Source organism: Anabaena azotica SJ-1 (assembly GCF_047275885.1).
Classification (GTDB): domain Bacteria; phylum Cyanobacteriota; class Cyanobacteriia; order Cyanobacteriales; family Nostocaceae; genus Trichormus_B; species Trichormus_B azotica_A.
In genome coordinates, this window is the sequence record NZ_CP178454.1 from 927,174 (window position 1) to 951,088 (window position 23,915).

The 23,915-nt window shown below is 38.1% G+C and carries 23 protein-coding genes and 2 pseudogenes; 15 read left to right on the forward strand and 10 right to left on the reverse strand.

What is annotated here, in order from left to right; genetic code table 11:
- Positions 1-23 precede the first annotated feature (23 nt).
- The 3 genes from ctaD (at position 24) to ACLLO5_RS03885 (ending at position 3,128) form a co-directional block, all read left to right on the forward strand.
- Positions 24-1,718 carry a cytochrome c oxidase subunit I gene (gene ctaD, locus ACLLO5_RS03875; RefSeq protein WP_413174169.1) on the forward strand — a complete coding sequence of 565 codons (1,695 nt, stop codon included), beginning with the start codon at positions 24-26 and terminating at the stop codon, positions 1,716-1,718.
- A 248-nt stretch (positions 1,719-1,966) separates the two neighbouring features.
- Positions 1,967-2,587: a heme-copper oxidase subunit III gene (locus ACLLO5_RS03880; protein WP_413174170.1), complete on the forward strand. Its 621-nt coding sequence runs from the start codon at positions 1,967-1,969 to the stop codon at positions 2,585-2,587.
- Positions 2,588-2,789: 202 nt separating this feature from the next.
- Positions 2,790-3,128, forward strand: coding sequence for a hypothetical protein (locus ACLLO5_RS03885; RefSeq protein WP_413174171.1), 339 nt, complete (start codon positions 2,790-2,792; stop codon positions 3,126-3,128).
- Positions 3,129-3,271: 143 nt separating this feature from the next.
- Here the strand turns inward: ACLLO5_RS03885 and ACLLO5_RS03890 are convergent, their stop codons facing one another.
- From ACLLO5_RS03890 to ACLLO5_RS03905, 4 genes are all read right to left on the reverse strand, one after another.
- Positions 3,272-3,787, reverse strand: a complete 516-nt coding sequence (locus tag ACLLO5_RS03890; RefSeq protein WP_413174172.1) for an SET domain-containing protein — start codon at positions 3,785-3,787, stop codon at positions 3,272-3,274.
- A 189-nt stretch (positions 3,788-3,976) separates the two neighbouring features.
- A complete protein-coding gene (locus ACLLO5_RS03895) occupies positions 3,977-5,035 on the reverse strand; it encodes a WD40 repeat domain-containing protein (RefSeq protein ID WP_413174173.1) in 1,059 nt (352 codons plus the stop codon).
- 44 nt (positions 5,036-5,079) lie between these two features.
- Positions 5,080-5,373 carry a hypothetical protein gene (locus ACLLO5_RS03900; RefSeq protein WP_413174174.1) on the reverse strand — a complete coding sequence of 98 codons (294 nt, stop codon included), beginning with the start codon at positions 5,371-5,373 and terminating at the stop codon, positions 5,080-5,082.
- Between the two features lie 404 nt (positions 5,374-5,777).
- The gene (locus ACLLO5_RS03905) at positions 5,778-5,948 is read right to left on the reverse strand and encodes a chlorophyll a/b-binding protein (protein ID WP_413174175.1); all 171 of its coding nucleotides are present in this window, start codon (positions 5,946-5,948) and stop codon (positions 5,778-5,780) included.
- Between the two features lie 333 nt (positions 5,949-6,281).
- On the opposite strand from ACLLO5_RS03905, the gene ald reads away from it, so the two are divergent.
- Entirely contained in the window at positions 6,282-7,373 is a 1,092-nt protein-coding gene (gene ald / locus ACLLO5_RS03910; protein WP_413174176.1) for an alanine dehydrogenase, read from the forward strand.
- 376 nt (positions 7,374-7,749) lie between these two features.
- Here ald and ACLLO5_RS03915 read toward each other — a convergent pair whose 3' ends face one another.
- Positions 7,750-9,042 carry a glycoside hydrolase family 10 protein gene (locus ACLLO5_RS03915; RefSeq protein WP_413174177.1) on the reverse strand — a complete coding sequence of 431 codons (1,293 nt, stop codon included), beginning with the start codon at positions 9,040-9,042 and terminating at the stop codon, positions 7,750-7,752.
- Positions 9,043-9,611: 569 nt separating this feature from the next.
- Between ACLLO5_RS03915 and ACLLO5_RS03920 the strand changes: the two genes are divergently transcribed.
- Positions 9,612-10,325, forward strand: coding sequence for a GDSL-type esterase/lipase family protein (locus ACLLO5_RS03920; RefSeq protein ID WP_413174178.1), 714 nt, complete (start codon positions 9,612-9,614; stop codon positions 10,323-10,325).
- 120 nt (positions 10,326-10,445) lie between these two features.
- The gene (locus ACLLO5_RS03925) at positions 10,446-10,880 is read left to right on the forward strand and encodes a hypothetical protein (RefSeq protein WP_413174179.1); all 435 of its coding nucleotides are present in this window, start codon (positions 10,446-10,448) and stop codon (positions 10,878-10,880) included.
- A gap of 29 nt (positions 10,881-10,909) precedes the next feature.
- Here ACLLO5_RS03925 and ACLLO5_RS03930 read toward each other — a convergent pair whose 3' ends face one another.
- The 3 genes from ACLLO5_RS03930 to nfi form a co-directional block, all read right to left on the reverse strand.
- Positions 10,910-12,877, reverse strand: a complete 1,968-nt coding sequence (locus tag ACLLO5_RS03930; RefSeq protein WP_413174180.1) for an FHA domain-containing protein — start codon at positions 12,875-12,877, stop codon at positions 10,910-10,912.
- Between the two features lie 69 nt (positions 12,878-12,946).
- Positions 12,947-13,495 (reverse strand): FHA domain-containing protein, encoded by a 549-nt coding sequence (locus ACLLO5_RS03935; protein ID WP_413174181.1) that lies wholly within the window; start codon positions 13,493-13,495, stop codon positions 12,947-12,949.
- A gap of 140 nt (positions 13,496-13,635) precedes the next feature.
- Positions 13,636-14,301 carry a deoxyribonuclease V gene (gene nfi / locus ACLLO5_RS03940; RefSeq protein WP_413174182.1) on the reverse strand — a complete coding sequence of 222 codons (666 nt, stop codon included), beginning with the start codon at positions 14,299-14,301 and terminating at the stop codon, positions 13,636-13,638.
- Positions 14,302-14,413: 112 nt separating this feature from the next.
- Between nfi and recJ the strand changes: the two genes are divergently transcribed.
- The 9 genes and pseudogenes from recJ to ACLLO5_RS03985 form a co-directional block, all read left to right on the forward strand.
- The gene (gene recJ / locus ACLLO5_RS03945; RefSeq protein WP_413174183.1) at positions 14,414-16,495 is read left to right on the forward strand and encodes a single-stranded-DNA-specific exonuclease RecJ; all 2,082 of its coding nucleotides are present in this window, start codon (positions 14,414-14,416) and stop codon (positions 16,493-16,495) included.
- Between the two features lie 202 nt (positions 16,496-16,697).
- On the forward strand, positions 16,698-17,114 hold the full coding sequence (locus tag ACLLO5_RS03950; protein ID WP_413174184.1) for a photosystem I reaction center subunit II PsaD: 417 nt from the start codon (positions 16,698-16,700) through the stop codon (positions 17,112-17,114).
- A 267-nt stretch (positions 17,115-17,381) separates the two neighbouring features.
- Positions 17,382-18,893: an anthranilate synthase component I gene (gene trpE, locus ACLLO5_RS03955; RefSeq protein WP_413174185.1), complete on the forward strand. Its 1,512-nt coding sequence runs from the start codon at positions 17,382-17,384 to the stop codon at positions 18,891-18,893.
- A 51-nt stretch (positions 18,894-18,944) separates the two neighbouring features.
- Positions 18,945-19,178 carry a hypothetical protein gene (locus tag ACLLO5_RS03960; RefSeq protein WP_413174186.1) on the forward strand — a complete coding sequence of 78 codons (234 nt, stop codon included), beginning with the start codon at positions 18,945-18,947 and terminating at the stop codon, positions 19,176-19,178.
- Positions 19,175-19,630 (forward strand): HNH endonuclease, encoded by a 456-nt coding sequence (locus ACLLO5_RS03965; protein ID WP_413174187.1) that lies wholly within the window; start codon positions 19,175-19,177, stop codon positions 19,628-19,630. Before ACLLO5_RS03960 ends, ACLLO5_RS03965 begins: the two co-directional genes overlap by 4 nt.
- A 131-nt stretch (positions 19,631-19,761) precedes the next feature.
- Positions 19,762-21,018 (forward strand): PD-(D/E)XK nuclease family protein, encoded by a 1,257-nt coding sequence (locus ACLLO5_RS03970; RefSeq protein WP_413174188.1) that lies wholly within the window; start codon positions 19,762-19,764, stop codon positions 21,016-21,018.
- A 20-nt stretch (positions 21,019-21,038) separates the two neighbouring features.
- Positions 21,039-21,197 (forward strand): annotated as a pseudogene (locus ACLLO5_RS03975) (chorismate-binding protein); the annotation flags it as partial.
- Between the two features lie 39 nt (positions 21,198-21,236).
- The gene (locus ACLLO5_RS03980; RefSeq protein WP_413174189.1) at positions 21,237-22,109 is read left to right on the forward strand and encodes an Rpn family recombination-promoting nuclease/putative transposase; all 873 of its coding nucleotides are present in this window, start codon (positions 21,237-21,239) and stop codon (positions 22,107-22,109) included.
- Positions 22,110-22,131: 22 nt separating this feature from the next.
- Positions 22,132-22,242: pseudogene (locus ACLLO5_RS03985) on the forward strand (chorismate-binding protein); the annotation flags it as partial.
- A 5-nt stretch (positions 22,243-22,247) separates the two neighbouring features.
- Here ACLLO5_RS03985 and ACLLO5_RS03990 read toward each other — a convergent pair.
- The gene (locus tag ACLLO5_RS03990) at positions 22,248-22,847 is read right to left on the reverse strand and encodes a tRNA-(ms[2]io[6]A)-hydroxylase (protein WP_413174190.1); all 600 of its coding nucleotides are present in this window, start codon (positions 22,845-22,847) and stop codon (positions 22,248-22,250) included.
- A gap of 56 nt (positions 22,848-22,903) precedes the next feature.
- Positions 22,904-23,836 carry an Rpn family recombination-promoting nuclease/putative transposase gene (locus tag ACLLO5_RS03995; protein WP_413174191.1) on the reverse strand — a complete coding sequence of 311 codons (933 nt, stop codon included), beginning with the start codon at positions 23,834-23,836 and terminating at the stop codon, positions 22,904-22,906.
- Positions 23,837-23,915 lie beyond the last annotated feature (79 nt).

Sequence of the window (23,915 nt, forward strand, 5' to 3'; positions counted from 1 at the left end):
CTCCTGAACTCCTTCTTCAAACTATGACCCAAGCACAATTACAAGAAACCGCTCATATTCCCACCCTTCCAGAAGAACCAGGGGATAGAAAGTGGTGGGAATTTTTTACATTCAGTACCGACCATAAAGTAATTGGTATTCAATACCTAGTTACATCTTTTATTTTTTACTGCATTGGCGGTGTGATGGCTGACTTGGTGCGGACAGAACTCCGTACACCAGAAATAGATTTTGTTACCCCAGAAGTCTATAACAGCCTGTTTACACTCCACGCCACAATCATGATTTTTCTGTGGATTGTTCCAGCAGGGGCGGGTTTTGCTAACTATCTCATCCCCTTAATGATTGGGGCTAGGGATATGGCTTTTCCTCGCTTAAATGCGGTAGCTTTCTGGATGATTCCCCCTGCGGGTGTGTTACTGACCCTAAGTTTGGCTGTGGGTGATGCACCGGATGCAGGTTGGACTTCTTACCCTCCTTTGAGCTTGGTAACAGGTCAAGTAGGTGAAGCAATTTGGATTACAAGTGTCCTGCTGTTGGGAACTTCTTCGATTTTGGGGGCGATTAATTTTCTCGTCACCATCCTGAAAATGCGTGTCCCCAGTATGGGAGTCCATCAAATGCCCTTGTTCTGTTGGGCGATGTTGGCAACTTCGGCTTTAGTGCTGCTGTCTACACCAGTTCTGGCTGGGGCGCTGATTTTGCTGGCTTTTGACTTACTCGCAGGGACAACATTTTTTAATCCGACTGGTGGTGGTGATCCGGTGGTTTACCAACATATGTTTTGGTTTTACTCCCATCCAGCGGTTTACATCATGATTTTGCCTTTCTTTGGGGCGATTTCGGAAATTCTGCCAGTTCATGCCCGTAAGCCCATTTTTGGTTATAAAGCGATCGCCTATTCTTCCCTCGCTATCAGCTTTTTAGGGTTAATCGTCTGGGCGCACCATATGTTTACCAGCGGTATCCCCGGTTGGTTACGGATGTTTTTCATGATCACAACAATGATCATCGCTGTTCCTACCGGCATCAAAATTTTCGGCTGGTTAGCAACTATCTGGGGCGGCAAAATCAGCCTCAACAGTCCCATGATTTTTGCCATGGGTTTTTTGGGAACCTTTGTGATTGGCGGTATCAGTGGTGTGATGTTGGCATCAGTACCTTTTGATATTCACGTTCACGATACCTATTTTGTCGTCGCGCACCTACACTACGTTCTTTTTGGCGGTAGTGTACTCGGCATTTTCGCAGCCATTTATCATTGGTTCCCAAAAATGACGGGACGAATGATGAACGAATTTTGGGGTAAGGTTCACGCAGTTTTGACCATTGTTGGTCTGAATATGACTTTTTTACCCATGCACAAGCTGGGAATGATGGGTATGAATCGCCGTATTGCCCAATATGACCCCAAATTTACTTCTCTGAATGAAATCTGTACCTACGGGTCTTATATTCTGGCTATTTCCACATTACCCTTTATTATCAATGCCGTATGGAGTTGGTTGTACGGCCCTAAAGCAGCTAATAATCCTTGGCGCGGTCTCACCCTAGAATGGATGACTACTTCACCACCAGCCATTGAGAATTTTGAAAAACTCCCTGTTTTAACCACAGGCCCCTACGACTACGGCGTAGGTGAAAAAATTGTTGATGTTAATAAAGTATTAAGTCTCCAACCAGACGAACCCTATCCCACAATTGAGTCCAATGTGTAAATGAGGTGACAGGTGACAGGTGACAGGTAATAGGGAATAGGGAATAGATGATCAATACATTATTCTCCCCTGCCCCCCTGCCCCTCTGCCCCTCTGCTCCTCTGCTCCCCTGCCCCCCTGCCCCTCTGCCCCTCTGCCCCTCTGCTCCTCTGCTCCCCTGCCCCTCTGCTCCTCTGCTCCTCTGCTCCTCTGCTCCCCTGCCCCTCTGCTCCTCTGCCTCCAATTACCAATTACCAATTTAAAAATTCATGCAAAGTCAAATAATTGACCCAGCGAAAATAGAAGAGAATCATCACCACGCTGCAACAGTTGACCATCACGAAGCACATCCAGACCATCGTTTGTTTGGTTTGGTTGTCTTTCTGATTGCGGAAGGAATGATTTTCCTGGGTATGTTCGGCGCTTATTTAGCTTTCCGTTCTACCTTACCTGTTTGGCCTCCCGCTGGAACACCGGAGTTAGAACTGTTGTTACCTGGTGTGAATACGGTTAACCTGATTGCCAGTAGCTTTGTCATGCACAATGCTGATACTGCTATCAAAAAGAATGATGAAAAGGGAATGCGTACTTGGTTAGCTATTACTGCGGCTATGGGTGCAATTTTCTTGGTGGGTCAGGTTTATGAATATACACATCTGGAGTTTGGCTTAACTACCAATTTGTTCGCTAGCACATTTTACGTTTTAACCGGGTTTCACGGTTTGCACGTTACTGTTGGCGTTTTGGCGATTTTGGCGGTGTTGTGGCGATCGCGTACTCCCGGTCATTACAGCAACGAAAAGCATTTCGGTATTGAAGCCGCTGAACTGTACTGGCATTTCGTAGACGTAATTTGGATCATTTTGTTCGGATTACTATATCTACTTTGAGTATTTATTACTTGGTTGTTCACTCCACTCGAATAACTAACAGTCCCCCACCCAGGGGGTTTTTTTATGGGTTTTCTTGCTGTCAGAGGATATGCTGCTGATGGAGTAGGCAAAAAAGCTGGCTGTAGAAATGTGCAATTGAAGTTAAAATAGAATTGCGTATATATAAAATATACCACTACCTTTAACTACAATTCTGATTATGAATCAAGCCTATATAGCAATATTGATTGCAGTCGCATTAAGTTCACTTGGTGTACTTGGTGACTACTTTCTTAAAATTGCCAGCAACAATGAAAGCTCGTTGCAAACCCGTTGGTTTCTTTTTGGTGTAGTGATTTTAGCTTCTACAGCTTTTGGTTGGGTTTATACCATGAAACACCTAAAGTTAGCAACAATTGGTGTTATTTATTCAGTTTCTACTGTTGTATTATTAGCATTGGTAGGTGTAACTTTCTTTCAGGAATCCCTAAATCCTTACGAAATTGTGGGAATTCTCTTAGCTATTACATCTCTAGTTTTGCTGTCAGCATTTTCTTAAATCGTCTTCTTTTCTGCTGAAATTTTTATTGAAAGAAATTGGTGATTTAGCATTGCTAAATCCCTACTTCTAACTAAAAAACTTTATCTAAATATAATTCCTATATTCTCTATTAACTCTCACCTATCAAGGCTCAACTGTTTTTATGACAAGCTAACTTCCCTATTTAAATTGTGTTCACGGACAATAAAATTCTGCACAATACCTAGTTCTAAATATTGTTCTTTGAGGCTATCTGGTAGGTAATGAAAATCCTTAATAATTTTTCTACAATTACTAGCCGAACATCCACATACCATTGTCCATAAGTTCTCACTCATAGTAGTAGAGTAATCATAGAAAATTTCTTCACCTTTAGAAATATCAGTCAATGCAATTAATGTTTTTGTATTGACAATCCCAGCATTAGGATGGCAATGATGATTGACAATAACTCCTGGTTCTTCTATGTCAATATATGTATTAATGTCGATTTGCAAAGGATTGGCGGCTTCTTTTTCTGCTTTGGTTAATACTTCTGTCAAGGAAATGACTTTACCTGTGAAAGTGAGAATAACTTCACCTTTACTGATATTCCGAGCAGCGAAAACTCCTCTTCCAAAATCGCATCTATCAATATAAATACTGAGGAAGGCAGTGTTAAAACTTTTAATTTTCACTTGAGTTTATAAAAATTTTATCAAGGGTTCACAATTACTTAAAATTCTAACATCATAAAAACACGATACTAAATGCTATTAAGTATTTCAATAGAAATTTTGATATAAATTTTAAAATCTAAAGCCATCCAAATGATACTTGACAAAACGTGATAGCTCAGGTTATTAATTCTAACCTGGAATCATTTTTTACTGTGCCTGCCAAATATTAATTTTTTGATCAAAACCACCACTAGCCAGCATTTTTCCATCTGGACTAAAAGCGATCGCACTCACCCAATCCCTATGACCAGACAGTGTGTTTTTTAACTCTCCTGTAGTCAAATCCCACAATTTAATTCCATCTTTACCAGCACTAGCAAGGGTTTTTCCATCCACATTGATAGCGATCGCATTCACCCAATCTTGATGTCCTGTCAGGGTTCTGACCGCTTCTCCATTGCTAACATTCCAAATTTTAAGAGTTTTATCTCGGCTTGAGCTAACCAAAGTTGCGCCATCAGGTGTAAAAGCCAAACCAGTAACAACTTGAGAATGTGCGTTTAACTGGCGGATTAACTTACCAGTCTGCAAATTCCAAAGTTTCACCACGCCTTTATTATCACCACTAGCTAAAGTCTGACCATCAGAACTCATCGCCAAGGTATAAATGAGATTATCAAAGCGTACCAATGTAGCTAAAGGCCGCTGTTGTTTTAAATCCCACAAACGAATCCCGTCTAAACCACCACTGATCAGAACTTTACTATCAGAGGAAACAGCTAAAGACAAGACTGAACTATTATGTCCCACAAAGGAGCGACTAAACTCCAACGTTTTGAGATTCCAAAGGTTAATTTTGTAGTCACTACCGCAACTTGTGAGGGTTTTACCATCTGGAGAAATCAAAACAGAGTCTACAGATGCTTGATGCGCTCTGTTAATCGTACCCAGCTTTCTGCCAGTTTGCGGATTCCAGAAGCGAATCATTCCTTCATTTTCAGACCCACCACTGACCAAAAGTTTGCTATTGGGACTGAAATTAAGAGATTTAACAGTTGAAGTATGTCCTCGTAAAGTGTGAATTAGTCGAGGATTGACAAAACTTTTCGTGTTTAGAGAATTAGTGTTGATTTCAATAACAGCATGAGCAGGGTGAGTATAAAACTCTTGTCCAATAGAGACAAACAAAGCTACAGCTGGTAGAAATGCCAACCTCAGACAAGAGCGAATAATATTATTACTTACCCTTTTTCCCTCACTCTTCACAGTTTTTCCTCACTTCTGAAAACAACACCAAAAATTTAGGGTTATTACTGGCGTGGTCTTTTTTTGGATACCGTCATTGTTGGTAAAGGAGGACTAGAAGACTGAGCAGGTAAATAATGTTGGACTACAGGTTCTTCAGGTAAAGAGGGTTGCTGCTGCATCTTCCATACCTTCAAGCACAGTGCTATTCCTGCCGTTCCCAAACCAAAAGTAAATAACGACCAGCTATCATCTAAACCACCAATTAGCGCGTCTACCACACCTATTGTCACCAATGCACTGATGATAGGTTCTTTCCGGTAGGCTGACTTCAAAAAACGAGGTAATACAGCGTTCATCACAGCTTACTTAGTTCCCGTTAACTTTTTGTATAAATTTACTTAATCACTGCAACCGTAATATACCTTTTCGGTCTGGGTCTATCAAGGTATACAAGATTATAATTGTTCGGAGTAAAAGCAGAGATATGGTAATTCACCCTCTGGTATGTGGTAATTTCCTGCCTAGAATAACATAGACAATCTGCAATATATCTAATAACTCAAGTTGCTAGTCATCTAGATAAAATCCCATTTTTCATCCTGTTCATTCTTTAATCTTAGAGAGTAAGCCATTTCTGACAGTTTCCCTAACTAGCAACTGACGTTATTTACTGAATAATGGTGAAACCAGCTGGAGTAGCCAACTGGTTTCAACTCTTCTATCTACTAGCTTACAACTGAAAACCAGCTTGCAGATGGAACTACTTCAAACCCAGCCATGCAAGTACACCTTGATTGGTGGCATATTCTATCACTACCATCAAGATAAAGCCAATCATAGCGGCTCTACCATTCAAACGTTCGGCATATTCATTAAAACCAAACTTGGGTTCTTCTAATTTGGGGGTTACGGTGGGTTGTTGTTGTGTCATGATCAACTATTCCTCTCTTCTGAACGGCAAAAGAATATTTACGGAGATTTTTCAACTCATTACAGGGGTTAGGCTTAAACAGTCTAATAGCAGCCTCTGGGAGAGAGCAATGCAAACCCTTGGTTTACAATTTTTAATTATTCTTTATCTATTGTAAGAAGACTGGGAGATTAGTCAAGTGAATGGTAATTGGTAATTGGAGAAAAAAGGCAACAGGCAAGACCCTAAACCTCAAATCTTGATTTTCTTCATTTTGAATTAATGAATACGGACGTGATGAGATAAATACTGGCAATCTAGAGTCAATCAAAAATTATTAGAGGCTATAAATAAATGCAAATAGGCGTTCCTAAAGAAACTAAAGATCAAGAATTTCGCGTTGGTTTGAGTCCTTCTAGTGTGCGGGTATTAACAGAAATTGGCCATGAAGTTTCTGTAGAAAGAAAAGCAGGAGATGCTGCGGGATTTACGGATGAAGAATACCGTCAGGCGGGCGCAAAAATAGTTGATAAACCTGAATCTATATGGAATCAGGAGATGGTTGTCAAGGTAAAAGAGCCTTTAGTAAGCGAGTATAAATTTTTGCAAAAAGGACAGTTATTATTTACTTATTTGCATTTAGCTGCCGATCGCAAATTGACAGAACAATTAATTGATAGTGGCACGAATGCGATCGCCTACGAAACCGTAGAACAGGCAGGAGCAAACAGACTACCTTTGCTCACACCCATGAGCATTATTGCAGGTCGGTTAGCAGTGCAGTTTGGAGCCAGATTCCTAGAACGTCAACAGGGAGGTAGGGGTGTACTTTTAGGTGGAGTACCCGGAGTTAAACCCGGTAAGGTTGTGATTTTAGGTGGTGGTGTGGTAGGTACAGAAGCCGCTAAAATTGCTGTGGGTATGGGTGCAACGGTGCAAATTTTAGATGTAAATGTTGAACGTCTCTCCTATTTAGAAACTCTGTTTGGATCAAGAGTAGAATTACTGTACAGCAATTCTGCCCACATTGAAACCGCCGTTAAAGAAGCCGATTTACTCATCGGTGCAGTGTTAATACCGGGACGGAAAGCACCAATCTTAGTATCTCGTCAATTAGTTAAACAAATGCGTCCTGGTTCAGTGCTTGTAGATGTAGCAGTTGATCAAGGTGGTTGTGTAGAAACATTACACCCCACATCTCACACCAATCCAGTCTATATTGATGAAGGAGTAGTACATTATGGCGTTCCTAATATGCCCGGTGCTGTACCTTGGACATCAACTCAAGCATTAAATAATAGTACATTGCCTTATGTTGTGCAGTTGGCAAATTTGGGAATTAAAGCTTTAGATGTTAACCCCGCATTAGCTAAAGGTTTGAATGTTCAAAATCATCGTTTAGTACATCCAGCGGTGCAAGAAGTATTTCCTGATTTGGTAAGTTAAATAATTCATATCCCCTACTTATTAAAAAGTGGGGGATGTTGATAATATACCGATTTATCAAACCTTATGACTACTGAATTCTTAATTCTTACTAATTAGCAATGAATCTTTTACATTACTTACGCAAACAGAACGAAAGTAGAGGTAATTCATGAATTACCTCTACCAATACTTGTCGGTTAAGCTCAAAACAATGAAATTATGTAGGTTGGGTTGAGGAACGTTCACGCAGTGTGCCGAAGGCATAACCCAACATTTATAAGGGTTTGTTGGGTTTCACTTTGTTCAACCCAACCTACGAAAATCCTTAACCGAGCAGTATTGTTACCTCTACGCAAGAATAAAGTCTTTAATCAAATCTTGCGTAAGTCCTATTTTATTCTGCGGCTAATCGCAATGCAGGATATGGAAACAGACTTTGAAATCCAGAGAAACGCTCACTTAATGGTTCTGGTGCATTATTCCAAAGACTTTCATAGTAGAAGAAAACTACACCTAATCCTCGCTGTTGTGCTGCTCGGACTTGCGATTTTATTTGTTTTATGGGTACAGGCTTAGTTCTTAATCCTGCCATAATTCCTACTCCAGTCGGAATTATTTGTTGTACTTCTTGCATTTCTGGACGAGAAAGTTTAGCAGTAAAGCTTTCCAAATTATCTCGATAAACTTGCACAACTAGTTCATCTACTATGTTGGCTCGCACCCATTGTAGCCAATCTTGTAATTGAAATTTGTAAGCAAAATCGTAGTAATTGGGTGAAACGGAGAAAATGGCTTTTGGTTTAATTTGTTTTATTCTTGCATTCAATCTGACCATAAAATCTGTGATTTTATTTGCTCTCCAACTTACCCATTCTGGATCTTGCGGATCTGCTGGTGGATTCTTTTTAGTTTCTTGACGATATAAGGCAACTGTGTATTTATCGTAGCCAAATTCATGGGGCAAACTTGTATGATCATCAAACTGAATTCCATCAATATCATAATTGCTGGCCAGTTCTACCAACAAATCAGTGATAAACTGTTGTACTTGGGGATGGAAAGGATTTAACCATGAAACTTCACCAGCAGCACTAATAGAAGTTGAGCTACCATTTCGTTTTTGTGTTAACCATTCTGGTTTATTTAATGCTAGTTCTGAAGTTGGAGGTGCCATAAAACCAAATTCAAACCAAGGCACAACAAGTAAATTTTGACGATGGGCTTGATTAATTAAATCTGCGAGAATATCATGTCCATCTGAACCGCGAAAAACAAATGGTTGAATATCTAAACGTTTAGCTACGTTGCTAGGATACATTACATAGCCAGAATTCCAAACTACGGGATAGATAGTATTGAAGTTGAGCTTTCTTAATTGAGTGACAGCATCTTTAACTTTGGTACGATCTTTGAGGATATTAAGATCATTATTAGTTATCCACACACCACGAATTTCTTGGCGAGCTATTTGAGCATTAACAGGAGTTAAACTATTTGTCAACAAAACTGCGACAAAGGAAATTAAAAACAAAAGCGGAAACAGATTTTTAAGTAATTTATGATGCCAATTCATTGTTTGCTCACGTTGCCAACCTAAAGACAATAAATTTAATTTCTTCCCTGGGAAGGATGTATTTTGTAAGAATTGATGCAGCCGCATAACGTTGTCACGAAGTCTACTATTCATCTTGTTTAAACACATTAAAAATGATTTGGTAGTTATTCATTCAATGCGGCAAATTGCACTTTGCTCTGAGGAAACTCCCAGATGATGAATAAATTTAAATTTGTTGACGTAGATACATAAAATTAGTGCCTGGTTTGACAATTTTTTCTAGAACAGGCTATGTCGTCTGCTAACAGGATTTTGGATGAACTCCACGGATAAATCTGGGAGATTTTACCATCAAAGAATGATTGCCCAAATAAATTTGCGGTAAATTCTTTAAGCCAGTTTTTTTGTTATGTTCAGTATTGAGAGATATGAATCTTGTTAAACCACACATAATTTTCATCCCTAAATTAACGGTAAAATTATCGGATGGGGATGATAATTTTATATTTTAGGCATTTTTAATAATATCTTTATTTTTGGTATTAAAGCAAGTGATATATCGATCTATTTATTTACGGGGTTTCTCTACCCCATACACCACTATTTTCAAGAATTAAACAAGAAAAGATAAAAAAGATACCATACAATAGTATAAAAATGTGTATAATCTTGTAAAAATATCATCTACACTGTTGTTTAAGATGCAAACCTTGAAGCCTTCCTCCTCAATGCTGTCTGTAGCGCCAAAACTATGCCAGCCTTTAAAGATTGTAGCCTTGGGAGATAGCTTAGTGTATGGATACGGTGATCCAGAAAAAGGTGGTTGGGTGGAACAACTGCGACGGTGGTGGATGTTGCCAGATAGCGTTGGTCATGTACTTTATAATTTAGGTGTAAGGGGCGATCGCACACAACAAGTTTCCCAAAGGCTAGAAATTGAATTTCGACATCGGGGAGAAATACGCAACCGAGTTCCTGACCTGATTATCCTCTCTGTGGGCGTTAACGACTCACCACGCTTAGGTCGTCCCAACGGCAAAAATTACACAGATTTTCCCCAATTTGAAACGGAAATCGCTGCATTATTAGATCAAGCACAACAACTCTGTCCCGTTCTCTTTGTGGGTATGGTTCCCGTAGATGAAGCTAAAATGCCCTTCCTTGATTGTTTATACTACAATCATGAGGATCAATACCGTTACAAAGAAGCAGCACGCCTAGCTTGTACACAACGGCAAATACCTTATTTAGATATATTTGACCAATGGATGCAACATAGTCCAACCTGGAGAAGTCAACGCATCACAGCAGATGGACTTCATCCCAATACGCTTGGTTATCAAGACCTGCTAGAAGCCGTCCTCAACTGGCCAGAATTATCTAAATACCATTGTCAGTTAGATTACCAACTTTGAAATAGGGAATAAGTGACAGGTGATAGGTGACAGTTAAGAGGGAATAGAGAATAATTATTTACTAATTGCCTGTTACCAATTTTTAATTTTTAATTTTTAATTTTTAATTTTTAATTGTTTATGACTCCCACATTATTTGGTCGTTGGCAAACTCGATTATTACTACTTTTAACAGTTGGATTTTTCGTATCCATACCCTTTGCTATTGGTTTAATCGGCAACATTTCTAACCCAGTTTATTTTTGGATAATTTTATATATTGCCATCTTTGGTTTAGGTTGGGATGTCGTTTATAACTATCTGCAAAAATCACGTTGGGATAGAGACTGGCCAGCAGCTTATCAACTTTTTGCAGGTATTTGGGAAATGGTATTTGTTTTTTGTGGCGTAAAAATATTTGGTTTTTTACCTTTACCTATGCCCAAAGAACAATTATCACCAGGATTATTTTTCCTGCATTATTCTGTAGTTTGGTTGGCTGTTTTTATTGCTTCTCAAAGTTTAATGAGAATTATATTTCCTCGGTGGCGATTTCGAGGTGGACAGTGGCTGTAAATCAGTAGTTGTTTTCTCTCGACACCCTGCTAAGGTGATTGATTTAAACTCCACTTTATCCACTGATTTAAAGAACTAAAAGTATTCAAACGTCCGACTCCGGGCGCACGGGCAGTATATAATCCATCAACAGCTACTAAAGTCGCATATTGTAAACCTAAAAAACTATCAACTGCGGCATAAGGTCCGCCTAAAGTTATTGCACCAGCAGCATACATTTGACCTTTAGTATTTCGCATTTCTACTAATTCAAAATTGTTTGCTACTACTAATCTTCCTAAATAGTTCAAAGGCAAATTGTAATGTGTTACCAAATCTTCTAACAAAGGATTAGCATTGACTTTAGCATCAAGTCCGGTAGCATCAATAATAAAATCAGCAGTTAGTTTCATTTCCCCAAAACCTTTTTCTTGGATATGGGTAACAGTATGGTTTTTGCCATCTTGTTCTACGCTGACAACTTGACCAAAAGCGATTTGATACCAGCCTTCTTGTAAACCTTGTGCGGTGATTTTTTGCCAGTCTCCACGGTCTGCTGTAGTAGTTCCTCCCCAGTCACCTAATAAACGTTGACGTTCCTCTGGTGTGGCTTTTTCTAGCATCACTCGTAGTTCACCACCCCAACAGGCTTTAGGCCAGTTAAAAGGTTGAAATTCGTAGTGATTTTTAACAGTGCGTTGGGATTTTTGAAATTTGTTACCTTGGGGTTTGGGCGATCGCATTAAATGTAAAACTGTAATATTGCGATTTTGCTTTCTAGCCTCATAAATCCGTTGTAAAATCCGCGAAGCCACAATACCCCGTCCACGAATTAAAACAGTTCCACCGTGCTTTTCTAAATGTTCATATACATGATTATGGTCTTCATAAGCATTGACCACGGACTTAAAATCCTGATACTTTTCCCGATAAGCTTGTAAATCTGGTAGAAACTGAATAGCAGGATATCCCGTAGCTAAATGTAAATAACGACAAACTAAAAAAGCATAATTTCCCGGACTGCGAGAATAAGCAACGCAATATCTACCATCTTCAGTTTTACGAATTGATCTAACTCGTCCATAACGATATATTTGATTCCAACTAATACGCTTAGTTTCTCTATCTATAGAATCAAAAACATTTCCAGCACGAGGAGTATAAGTTTCTGCAAAAGTTGGTTCATTAAAAACTTGCCATAAATATTTAAATGCTGAATTTATTTTACCCTTGGTTAAATCATGCCATGATTCTCTTAAAGCATAACTAGGCCAACCCCAAATATTATCGGGACAAGAATCAGAATTAGAACGCAATCTTTCTTGTAAAGGAATTTGCGAATTTAGACACAAACGCTTATAACGGGCATAAGGTTCTGCTTCTAATCCCACAGCAATAATTTTTTCAGCCTTAACACCACTAATTCTTAATAAATCAACCCATATAAAACTACCTAAACCTGCCCCAACTGCTAGATAATCACATTCATCAACAGATAAACCCGTAGCATGAATAGCCTGTAAATCAACTTTGCTATTCTGAAATTCTGGTGGTGGAAAATTGCTTCCTGAAGGTGTAACAGGACGGACTGGAGATAAACTAGGATCGGGAAGATTAGTATTAGGATTAAATTGAATTGTTGAAGGATTATTAGGAATAGGAATGACAGTGTTGATACCAAACTGCACAGTTATCAGGTAAGGTCCAATTTGTAAAGTATCCCCATTAGCTAACTGACAGCGTGTTTGGCGTTGACCATTGACTAACACACCATTAACACTGTTTTGGTCAATGACCACAAAATGATTTTGTTCCCAATCTTGTTCCCAATCAATCAGGACATGATAGCGAGACACTTCACTACTATTTAACAGCATTCGCGAAACACGCTGACCCCTAATTTCTGCTGGTAATTTGGCAAATTCTCGACCAAAAGCAATAGGGACATTTAACTTAGGTTCTCGTCTTTCTCCGGTTGCTGGATCTTCCCAACTTAATTGAATTTGTAAATTAGTCATTAGATATTAATTATTAATTATTAATTATTCTCCTCATCTTCCTATCACCTGTCACCTATCACCTGTCATCTAACTTTTTGGTGCTACTAAAACGCTGAAAGCTGCTGCTAAAGATGTACCACACCAAGGACATCCTATTTGCAGGTTTTCAGGTGGGGAAATTTTATGACATTTGGGACAATCTAAACCATAAACAAGATTTGGTTGTGTTGGAACTGATGGTTTCTGGTGGTTGTGATGTCCCGGTTTTGCTGAAGGTGGAACTATCATTGTGGCAGGAAAGCTGTTAATTGAAATAGCGATAACTTGAACTGGTTGCTGTCCTAGATAAATAATGCTTCCTTCACTTAAAGACATTTCTCCTTTGACTAGTGGTTTATTATCTACTAGAGGAGGGTTTGGTTCACGTAAATTTCTAATATAAAAACGTTGCTGTTGGGAATGAAAAAATATTTCTATGTGTAATCCTGATACTGTTGGGTGACTTAAAACAATATCACAACGCACGGGGTCGCGTCCAATGCGGCAAGTACCGGGATTTCTGCTATTTTGTTGTTCATAAATTTGTTGAGTTTTATTTTGGCCTGCTTCCTGCCACTGTAAAGTTAGTGAGTTCATTGTTTTTAGATAACTTTAATATTTATAATTAATTCAACTCCTTCCCGTGGAATTTCTAACATGATTGGTTAATATTTAACAAGTTTTGACATTAAATTTAAAAAAATCTTATCTGCCAAATTATCTACCAAATCAATGCTTTATCTGTCAGATGCTAATTTATCAGCAACGCGGGTAGTTTCTGGCAACCGATATTTAGGAGTACAGCGTAATACATAGTCGATTGCTGTTGGTAAGCTGATACGATGGCCGCTCGATATATATAAAGGTTTAACTCCGGTACGAGTTCGTAAAACTGCGCCTACGGTTTCCTTTTTATGTATTAATGGTTGCCAACTACCTTTAGCTTCTGGTAATTCTTCATGCTTGCCAATTAGTAAGGATTTAGCTACACCTATTGTGGGTATATTTATCAATACTCCTAAATGACAAGCTATGCCTAATCGGCGTGGGTGAGCAATTCCCTGACCATCACACAATATTATATCAGGTATAGTTTTAATCTTTTCTAAAGCATCAAGAATTGCGGGTATTTCTCGAAATGAAAGAAATCCAGGTATATAAGGAAATGATGTAGGACGATATGCTAGGCTGGTTTCCACTATTTGCAAATCAGGAAAACTCAGCACGGCTACTGCTGCACGGCTCATTTTACCATCTTCGAGAAAACCTAGATCCACACCTGCAACGTGCTGAATGGGTGTGTTGAGTTGATCTGTGGTAATAACTAGATTACGCAGGGTTTCTTGAATAGTTATGGCTTCTTCAACTGTTGATGGCCAAGCATGAGATTGATAAATCTTCATGATTTAATGTGTGATGAAAACTTTGCTATTCCGAAATCGGTGCTGTCAACTTAATCTTAAGCCTAGCAGGGAACAGGGAACAGGGAACAGGGAACAGGGGAGAAAATCGCGAATGACTAATGACCAAACTGCCAAACGCTTACCTAATCAACGCTGGCAAATTGCACCAGATAATCCTGAATTAGCTCAAAAACTGACAAGTTTAACCAATTTTTCTCCAATTATCAGCCAGTTGTTGATTAATCGGGGTATGGATACACCAGAAGCAGCAGAAAGATTTATAAATCCAGAGACTGTAAGTTTACCTTCTCCTTTGGAAGAATTTCCAGATTTAGCTATTAGTGTAGAGTTATTGGCAGATGCGATCGCTCATCAAGAGAAAATTGCTATCTGTGGAGATTATGATGCAGATGGTATGACTAGCACCGCGTTACTATTGCGGAGTCTCCGCGCTTTGGGTGCTAATGTAGATTATGCTATTCCTAGCCGGATGCATGAAGGTTATGGAATTAATAAACGCATTGTTGAAGAATTCCACGGTGAAGGGGTAGGATTAATTCTGACTGTAGATAATGGTATCTCTGCTTTTGAACCAATCGCTAGAGCTAGAGAACTCGGTCTTAAAGTAATTATCACCGACCATCACGACATTCCCCAAAAATTACCACCAGCTAATGCAATTCTGAACCCGAAATTAATAGCTGAGTCTTCACCTTATCGGGGTGTAGCTGGTGTGGGTGTGGCTTATATTTTAGCAGTCTGTTTAGCTCAACAATTGGGGGAAATTAAAGGTTTAGTTCAACCAATGTTAGCTTTGTTTACATTGGGAACAATTGCAGATTTAGCTCCTTTAATTGGTGTAAATCGTCGTTGGGTAAAACGCGGATTAAAGCATTTACCTAAATCTACTTTACCTGGAGTACAAGCTTTAATTCAAGTTGCTGGAGTGCAAGCAACAGAAGCAGGGGAGCAGGGGAATAGGGGAGCAGAGGGAAACAAAAATTCTAAATCTTTAAAGCCGGAAGATATTGGTTTTCGCTTGGGTCCAAGAATTAATGCGATTGGGAGAATTGGCAACCCGCAGACTGTGATAGAATTGCTGACTACTGATGATATGGGATTGGCTCTAGAAAGAGCAATGCAGTGTGAACAAATCAATATCCAACGTCAGCAAATGTGTGAACAAATCGAACAAGAAGCGATCGCACTGGTTGAAGATTTATATGTAAACTGTTTACAAAAAGACCGCGTTTTAGTTGTTGTCAAAGATAATTGGCATCATGGTGTAATTGGTATTGTCGCTTCTCGTTTGGTGGAACGTTACGGTGTTCCTGTATTTATTGGTACTTATGAAAATGAAACTCTTATTCGTGGTTCTGCCAGAGGAATACCTGAATTTAATGTTTTTGAGGCTTTAGAATCTGCTCATGAATTACTTGGAAAATACGGAGGACATAAAGCAGCGGGCGGTTTTTCTTTACCAGCGGATAATTTACTGGCGTTGCGATCGCGTTTATCTGAGTTTGCAAATCAGTGTTTACAACCCCAACACCTCAAACCACTGCTGAAAATTGATGCTCAAGCAAATCTCAACCAAATTAATCAGGAATTATATCAACAATTAAATGTTCTCCATCCTTGCGGTATCGACAATCCTGACCCGGTGTTTTGGACAGCTAACGCACAAGTGGTTGAACAGCAAATCGTCGGTAAAGGTCACATTAAATTGACTTTAGCGCAGACTATCGACAATCAACAGTATAAAATCAAAGCGATCGCCTGGCGTTGGCGTGATTATTTCCCCCTACCACCAAGAGTTGATATCGCTTATAAACTCAGAGAAAATAACTTTGGTGGTAACGTCTCCATAGAAATGGAATTAATCGGAGTCAGACTTCCTGAACAGGTGGAACAATTATTTATTACACCTGCTTTATCTAAACGGACTGCTTTTGAATATAACCAGCGTCAATACACCTGTGGAATTTATCAAAATGGTGTTGGTTCAGAGTTAAGAATCAAAAATACTGAAGGTAAAGTTTTAGTGATGCAACCAGAAAATAAACTCGGTCTGTTAGGTATAAATCGAGAAGATGCTAAAAAGGTTGATCTATCTCTACCCCAGTATGATGGCATTGTTCAAGCTGCACTTCAGGCTTTGTTAGTGCTGAAGCAGGTGACAGGTGACAGGTGACAGAAAGAAGGCAAGAGCTTTTGAATTTTGAATTTATTTCTCCCCTGCACCCCGCACCCCTGCTTCTTCTGACTCCTGACTCCTGAATTCTGCTGTAATATGACGAGATCACTAAAAACTGTTACAGTCTATAACGCGATCGCAATATAAGGTAGGTTACGGTGTTAGTATGCCCTAAAAACGTTGAGAGAGAACCTTAACTATGGCAACTCTTACTGGACAAACCCCCCTATTTGGTGGTAGCACTGGCGGTCTACTCAAAAAAGCAGAAGTAGAAGAAAAGTATGCTATCACTTGGACTAGCCCCAAAGAGCAAGTGTTTGAAATGCCCACCGGTGGCGCTGCTACAATGCTAAAGGGCGAAAACTTACTTTACTTGGCTCGCAAGGAGTATGGTATCGCTTTAGGCGCTCAACTCCGCAAATTCAAAATCACTGACTATAAAATTTACCGGATTCTCCCCAGCGGCGAAACCTCTTTCATCCATCCTGCTGATGGAGTGTTCCCTGAGAAGGTAAATGCTGGTCGTGATAAAGTCCGCCACGTACCCCGCAGAATTGGACAAAACCCCAGTCCTGCACAACTCAAATTCAGTGGAAAAGCTACTCACGATGCATAGTGATTAGGTAATTGGTAATGGGTAATTGGTGAGTCAGCGCGGTCTTGGGAAGCCAGTCGCTTGCGGGGGTTCCCCCCGTTGTGCGAACTGGCGTGGTTTCCCCCATAAGCGACTGACGAACCCGAAGGGTAATTGAAAAAACCTTTGCTAATTACCCATTACTCACGTCTATAAATGCTGTATTCTTAATTCCTGTATTCTAAATTTCTGTATTCTCAATACCTGCATTCTGAACTCCTGAACTCCTGTATTCTGAACTCCTTATTTATGATTTTCCCCGATTTCCAGCAATTTACAGAACTGGCTAAACAAGGTAATTTCGTCCCTGTCTATCAAGAATGGGTTGCTGATTTAGATACCCCTGTTTCTGCTTGGTACAAGGTGTGTGCAGGTCAACCTTATAGCTTTTTGCTGGAGTCAGTGGAAGGTGGAGAAAAGGTAGGACGTTATAGTTTACTAGGTTGTGATCCGCTGTGGATTTTAGAAGCGAGGGGAGATAAAACTACTCAAACACACCGTGATGGTTCACAGGAAGTTTTCACAGGAGATCCTTTTACAGTTTTAGCTGACTGTTTAGCACCTTATCACCCAGTAAAATTACCACAGTTACCTTCAGGAATTGGCGGTTTATTTGGGTTTTGGGGTTATGAATTGATTAACTGGATTGAACCGCGTGTACCAATTCATCCTCAAGATGAGCGTAATATCCCGGATGGATTATGGATGCAGGTAGACCAATTGTTAATTTTTGACCAGGTGAAGCGCAAAATTTGGGCGATCGCCTATGCTGATTTAAGGAACATTGATAATTTAGAGGCAGCATATCAAAAAGCGAGCGATCGCATCCAAGAAATGGTGAGTAAGTTATCTTTACCTCTATCACCACAAAATACCCAACTCCCTTGGACATCACCGCAAAATAAACCCAAAGCGGGAATAGAAGAATATACCAGCAATTTTACCCGTCCTGATTTTTGTGCCAGCGTTGAAAAAGCTAAGGAATATATCAAAGCAGGTGATATTTTTCAAGTTGTAATTTCTCAACGTCTATCCACAGAATATACAGGAAATCCCTTTGCTTTATATCGTTCCCTACGCCAAATTAACCCTTCACCTTACATGGCGTATTTTAACTTCCAAGACTGGCAAATTATCGGTTCTAGTCCTGAAGTTATGGTCAAAGCAGAACGAGACGAAGAAGGGGGAATAATCGCCACTGTGCGACCAATTGCAGGAACTAGACCCAGAGGGAAAACAAGTAAAGAAGATGATGCTTTTGCAGCCGATTTACTCCAAGACCCTAAAGAAGTTGCAGAACATATCATGTTAGTTGATTTAGGACGCAATGATTTAGGTAGAGTATGTGAAAATGGCACTGTGAAAGTTGATGAATTAATGATAGTTGAACGCTATTCTCATGTGATGCACATTGTCAGTAATGTGGTAGGGAAACTAGCCAAAAATAAAACCGCATGGGATTTATTAAAAGCTTCTTTTCCAGCGGGTACAGTTAGCGGTGCGCCAAAAATCCGCGCTATGGAAATTATTAATGAATTAGAACCAACCCGCAGAGGTGTATATTCTGGTGTATATGGCTATTATGATTTTGAAGGACAATTAAATAGTGCGATCGCCATCAGAACTATGGTATTAAAGAATCAAACTGTTACCGTCCAAGCTGGTGCGGGTTTAGTAGCTGATTCTGAACCAGAAAAAGAATACGAAGAAACCCTCAATAAAGCCAGAGGTTTATTAGAAGCAATTAGATGTTTACGATGAATATTACTTGCTACTAAAAGGTTACATTAAAATTAATCATGGAGCTAAACTATGATATCAGCTATTAGTAGACCTTCAACATTACTGGGTAAAATTAAAGTTGAAAAAGTAGATAAATTCAATTTATTTAAATTTACTGATGAACTCCAGAACCGAATGGAAGAACTTTTAGATAGGAAAAAAGCTGACTTGCTGACTCCAGAGGAAGTCATAGAACTGGAAGCTATTGGAGAGTTAGACAGAATTTTCACTCACATCAATGCGATGTTAGTAGCTCAAGTATGACTATTGATGATAGTACCAGGGAATTAGTGCGTAACCGGGCAAAATATTTGTGTGAGTATTGTCATTCTCCTGAGCGCATTTCTACAACTCGATTTACCCTAGATCATGTAATACCTAAATCTTTAGGTGGTGCTGATGATATTAATAATTTAGCTTTAGCTTGTCGTCGGTGCAATGAACGCCGCTATAACTTTTTAGCAGGAATTGACCCAGAAACACAAGCCATTACTCCTTTATTTAATCCTCGTCAACAAAAATGGTCAGATCATTTTAGTTGGAGTGCTGACGGTAAGACTATTTTAGGAACAACTCCCACGGGTAGAGCTACTTGTAAGCGACTTGATGCTAATGATGAGCGATATACAGAAGATGATTCTATCCGCAGTGCGCGAGGTTTTTGGGTAAAAGCTGGTTTACATCCACCTGATGAAGATCCTTGTCAGGTGTTATAATCCCGAAAGTGGTTTTTATTTGAGTATAATTAATAAAAATATGAAAGAAGTATATTTAATGTCATGAATTTCTTGTAAAATAATATAAATCTCTGTTTAGGTAAAATTTTAGCATTTGTGCAGGGTGAAATTTGATTTCAGACAAACAACGAGATTTACTAGAAAGTTTTAGAGTTGATAAAGATTTAAAAGAACTAGAAGAAAAACTAGCTGAGTTCAATATTTTTAAAGCTATTGGTGTATCTGTAATGAAACTAGAAAAGATACATTCAAATCTTTTAGCATTTCTTTTAGATCCATCTCAAAATCATGGACTTAAGGATATTTTTCTCAAGCAATTTCTGAAGCAAGTGCTTTTAGAAACTGATAACCCTACAGATTCAAATTATGCAAAAATTAGTCCTGTTGATATGGATATAGATAATTTTAAAGATGCAAAAGTTAAACGTGAGTGGCAAAATATTGATATTCTTATCCATTCACCGCGTAATAAATTAATATGTGCTATAGAAAATAAAATTGATTCGGGAGAACATTCAAACCAGTTAGAAAGATATCAGAACATTATTGATAGTGATATTGAATACAAAAATTATAGGAAAATTTTAATTTATTTAACTCCCGAAGGAAGTACACCATCTCAAGCCAATTGGATAATATACAGCTATTCTCAAGTATCAGAAATAATTGATAGTATTTGTAAAAGTGATGAATCTAAACCTAAACTTAGTCCAGATATTTACACATTTATGACACATTATTCTACATTCATTAGGAGACATATTGTGAGTGATTCAGAAATTGCAAAACTCTGTCAGAAAATTTATTTTGAACATAGACAAGCTATTAATTTAATTAATGAGCATAGTCAATATTTACAATCAGAAATAGATGTAGAGATTCAGAAATTACTAAATCCACCTATTATTGAATCTAAGGAAATATTTACACACTGTTGGCCAAACAAAAAGAAAAGTCCGCAATACAGAAATTTTGGAGCTAAAGACTGGGAAAATGAATCACGAAGTCCATTACTGATTTATTTTCAATTTGAAAATCTTCTTGGTTCTCTTAAAATGAGAGTGCAAATCGGACACAGTGACCTTAAAGAAAACCGTGAAGAAATCCCTAAAAAAATCCGTCCGAAACTATTTGAGTTATTACAAAACCAAGACTATTCAGAATTTTTCATAGAAACAAAGCTAGATGAAGATTACATTACTCTTTATGAGATACAAATTTTAGAGGAGGATGATTATAAGAATGCTGATATTAAAAAGATAAGAGAAAAAATTCAGAATTTTTGGGATAATTTTAGTAAAAATTACTTTGTGAATACAACGCAGATAATCAGTGAAAATATAGAGATGATTTTGAAGGATAATTGAATAGTGCGATCGCGAAACGCTCCGAAGGAATCGCTATTAGAACAATGGTGTTAAATAATAACATTGTTACTGTTCAAGCAGGTGCAGGTTTAGTAGCAGACTCAGAACCAGAAAAAGAATATGAAGAGACATTAAATAAAGCGAGAGGATTATTAGAAGCAATTCGATGTTTAAGATAAATGTTGCTGGTTAAAAATCAGGGAAAACTACAATAAATAATGCACACAGACACAATATTCTACCAAATATTCCTCACCTTCCACACCCTATTATTTGAAATTCTCGGTGAACCAACAGAAAACGCCAAAGATTATCAATTCACCTCTGTAGAAGTAAAAGAAAAAGCATTTAGATTTGATGGGATTTTCATGACAGAGAATGTAGAAAAACCCATCTATTTTGTTGAAGTGCAATTTCAACCAAAACCAGACTTTTACTGGGAATTAATAGCAGAAATAAACATTTATCTCAATCAATTTAAACCCGTACAAGATTGGCAAGCGATAGCGTTATTTGCAAAACGGAGTTTAGATATAGGAAAACTAACTGCTTATCAACAAGAATTTATTAACAGTGGCAGAATTAAAAGAATTTATTTAGATGAATTACCACCAGGTTCAATTGGGATGGGGTTAATTGAGTTAATTGTGAGTAAAGAAGCACAAGCACCGGAATTAGTGAAAAACCTCATGGAAAGAACCAAAACAGAAATTGATGATGACAGCAAAAAACAAAGTATTATAGAATTATTAGAGACTGTTTTATTGTCAAAGTTTTCACAATTAAGCCGTCAGGAGATAGAAGCAATGTTTTTAGTGAGTGATATTAAGCAAACAAGGGTATATCAAGAAGCAAAGCAAGAAGGTAAACAAGAAGGTAGACAGGAAGGTAGACAGGAAGGTAGAAAAGATGAAGCAATCAACTTACTATTAAAGATATTATCCAAGCGGTTTGGAAAATTGAGTGATAGTTATATTCAAAATCTCAATAGTTTGAACATAGAACAACTGGAAAAACTAGGAGAATCATTATTAGATTTTACAGATGTTAAGGATTTGGAAATATGGTTAAACTCTGAGATAGATCAGTAATAAATTTTAGCCAATATTTTATACCGTCCAAGCTGGTGCGGGTTTAGTAGCTGATTCTGAACCAGAAAAAGAATACGAAGAAACTCTCAATAAAGCCAGAGGTTTATTAGAAGCAATTCGATGTTTGCGATAAATCCATTAACTATGAATTCGCGGTTCTGGATGTAAAGTTGATAATATTTCACTTTCCACTATCGCTAATTCATCCAATCTTTGCATGACCTTTTCTCGGTCAAAATAGGTATCAGCTAAAACCCAATATGTTCCAAAATGTCGCGCTTCTGATGCCATTAAACCACGATAAAATTTAGCTAATTCTGGTTCTGGACAGTTTGCTGCTAATAATCCCAACCGTTCATGACTGCGTGCTTCAATTAAACCCGTGACGAGTAAATTATCTAAAAATTGCTCTGGTTCTTTTTTTCTGACTTGTGCTTTTAAATTTGAACCGTAAGGAGGTGCTGATAGTGCAGCCAGGGGAATATTACGACGTTCCAACCATTGGTTAACTAGTTCAAAGTGTTCTAGTTCTTCCCGTGCGATCGCTGTTAACTCCCTCACCATTTTAGCATTAGAGGGGTAACGAAACATAAAATTTAACGCCACACCAGCCGCTTTGCGCTCACAGTGGGAGTGATCCAGTAAAATAATATCTAAATTTGCGATCGCTTGCTCTACCCAAGCATCACTGGTAGGTTGTTTGAGAGCATTAATAGTTGGTAAAGGTGAACTCAGCACAGAATAAAAAACTCCAAATTGAAAAATTCAACTAATTGATTTTAATTGTTCACTACTTAATTGTTAAAATTATTGAGCCAATTTCTCAAATCCTCCTCTGTAGAAAAATCTAATAAAGCTTCTCCTAAAACCTCAATACTTTCAATTCCTAATCCTCTCACATCTGCTTCTAATTTAGGATCAATTGTACCTAATTTACGTTTGATTAAACGGACAATTAAATCTTTTTCTCGTTGAATACCTTGATCAATCCCCTGTTCAATTCCCTGTTGCATCCAACTTGTAACAATTTGCATAACTTTCTCCTGTTCTTCTTGTTTAAATGAACCTAATTTTGTTTGAAATATCTGTTCTTCCGACTGATTAAGCTTCAGATAAGTATCAATAAAACCTGAGATTAATTGCATTTTAGCAGGATTTAATTTTAATGTCACTAATAACCGTAAACATTCTGCTTTAACTTTTGGTCTATCGGTCGGAACTATATTCATCTTTGACATTAAAGCAGAAGCTACTGGATTATCACGGTTCAAGAAATCTCGCCAATTTAATTGATTGAGTTGAATGACTCGATAATTAAATTTTAAAACTTCAAAGTCAGGAAAATTGATTTGATAATTACTGCTTGCTATTTTTTTAGGAGAATCATAGGAAAAGATGACAATAGGATAAATGGGTAAATCAAATTTTTCATGTAAGCGAGCGAAATAGCGAAACATCCGCTTATCAAATCTGGAACGTGAAGTTGATTCTGCTTCAATATGAATTAGAAAAAAAGAAGGTTCTTCTCTAAATTTAACCTGAGCAATCAAATCGGCTTCATACTTGTCTCCAGCAGTAATATCTGTAAATATCTCCTTATCTAATAAAGTAACTGAAGCAGGGTCAATATAATTGATAACTTCGGGAAAAAAGAGGTCTATGAACTCGATAAAGAAAGTTGAGATTAATTCTTTAAACAAGCGGTCATGATCAATACTTTCCGTCACAAATTTCTAATATCCTTTGATGGTAGATGGTTTTTGCAGAATCAAAACTTTAGTTATATTATACTGCATACGGGTAAAA

Coding starts and splice junctions, on each gene's coding strand:
- ctaD (WP_413174169.1), top strand. CDS start 24: ATGACCCAAGCACAATTACAAGAAACCGCTCATATTCCCACCCTTCCA.
- ACLLO5_RS03880 (WP_413174170.1), top strand. CDS start 1,967: ATGCAAAGTCAAATAATTGACCCAGCGAAAATAGAAGAGAATCATCAC.
- ACLLO5_RS03885 (WP_413174171.1), top strand. CDS start 2,790: ATGAATCAAGCCTATATAGCAATATTGATTGCAGTCGCATTAAGTTCA.
- ACLLO5_RS03900 (WP_413174174.1), bottom strand. CDS start 5,373: ATGAACGCTGTATTACCTCGTTTTTTGAAGTCAGCCTACCGGAAAGAA.
- ACLLO5_RS03905 (WP_413174175.1), bottom strand. CDS start 5,948: ATGACACAACAACAACCCACCGTAACCCCCAAATTAGAAGAACCCAAG.
- ald (WP_413174176.1), top strand. CDS start 6,282: ATGCAAATAGGCGTTCCTAAAGAAACTAAAGATCAAGAATTTCGCGTT.
- ACLLO5_RS03915 (WP_413174177.1), bottom strand. CDS start 9,042: ATGAATAGTAGACTTCGTGACAACGTTATGCGGCTGCATCAATTCTTA.
- ACLLO5_RS03920 (WP_413174178.1), top strand. CDS start 9,612: ATGCAAACCTTGAAGCCTTCCTCCTCAATGCTGTCTGTAGCGCCAAAA.
- ACLLO5_RS03925 (WP_413174179.1), top strand. CDS start 10,446: ATGACTCCCACATTATTTGGTCGTTGGCAAACTCGATTATTACTACTT.
- ACLLO5_RS03930 (WP_413174180.1), bottom strand. CDS start 12,877: ATGACTAATTTACAAATTCAATTAAGTTGGGAAGATCCAGCAACCGGA.
- ACLLO5_RS03935 (WP_413174181.1), bottom strand. CDS start 13,495: ATGAACTCACTAACTTTACAGTGGCAGGAAGCAGGCCAAAATAAAACT.
- nfi (WP_413174182.1), bottom strand. CDS start 14,301: ATGAAGATTTATCAATCTCATGCTTGGCCATCAACAGTTGAAGAAGCC.
- recJ (WP_413174183.1), top strand. CDS start 14,414: ATGACTAATGACCAAACTGCCAAACGCTTACCTAATCAACGCTGGCAA.
- ACLLO5_RS03950 (WP_413174184.1), top strand. CDS start 16,698: ATGGCAACTCTTACTGGACAAACCCCCCTATTTGGTGGTAGCACTGGC.
- trpE (WP_413174185.1), top strand. CDS start 17,382: ATGATTTTCCCCGATTTCCAGCAATTTACAGAACTGGCTAAACAAGGT.
- ACLLO5_RS03960 (WP_413174186.1), top strand. CDS start 18,945: ATGATATCAGCTATTAGTAGACCTTCAACATTACTGGGTAAAATTAAA.
- ACLLO5_RS03965 (WP_413174187.1), top strand. CDS start 19,175: ATGACTATTGATGATAGTACCAGGGAATTAGTGCGTAACCGGGCAAAA.
- ACLLO5_RS03980 (WP_413174189.1), top strand. CDS start 21,237: ATGCACACAGACACAATATTCTACCAAATATTCCTCACCTTCCACACC.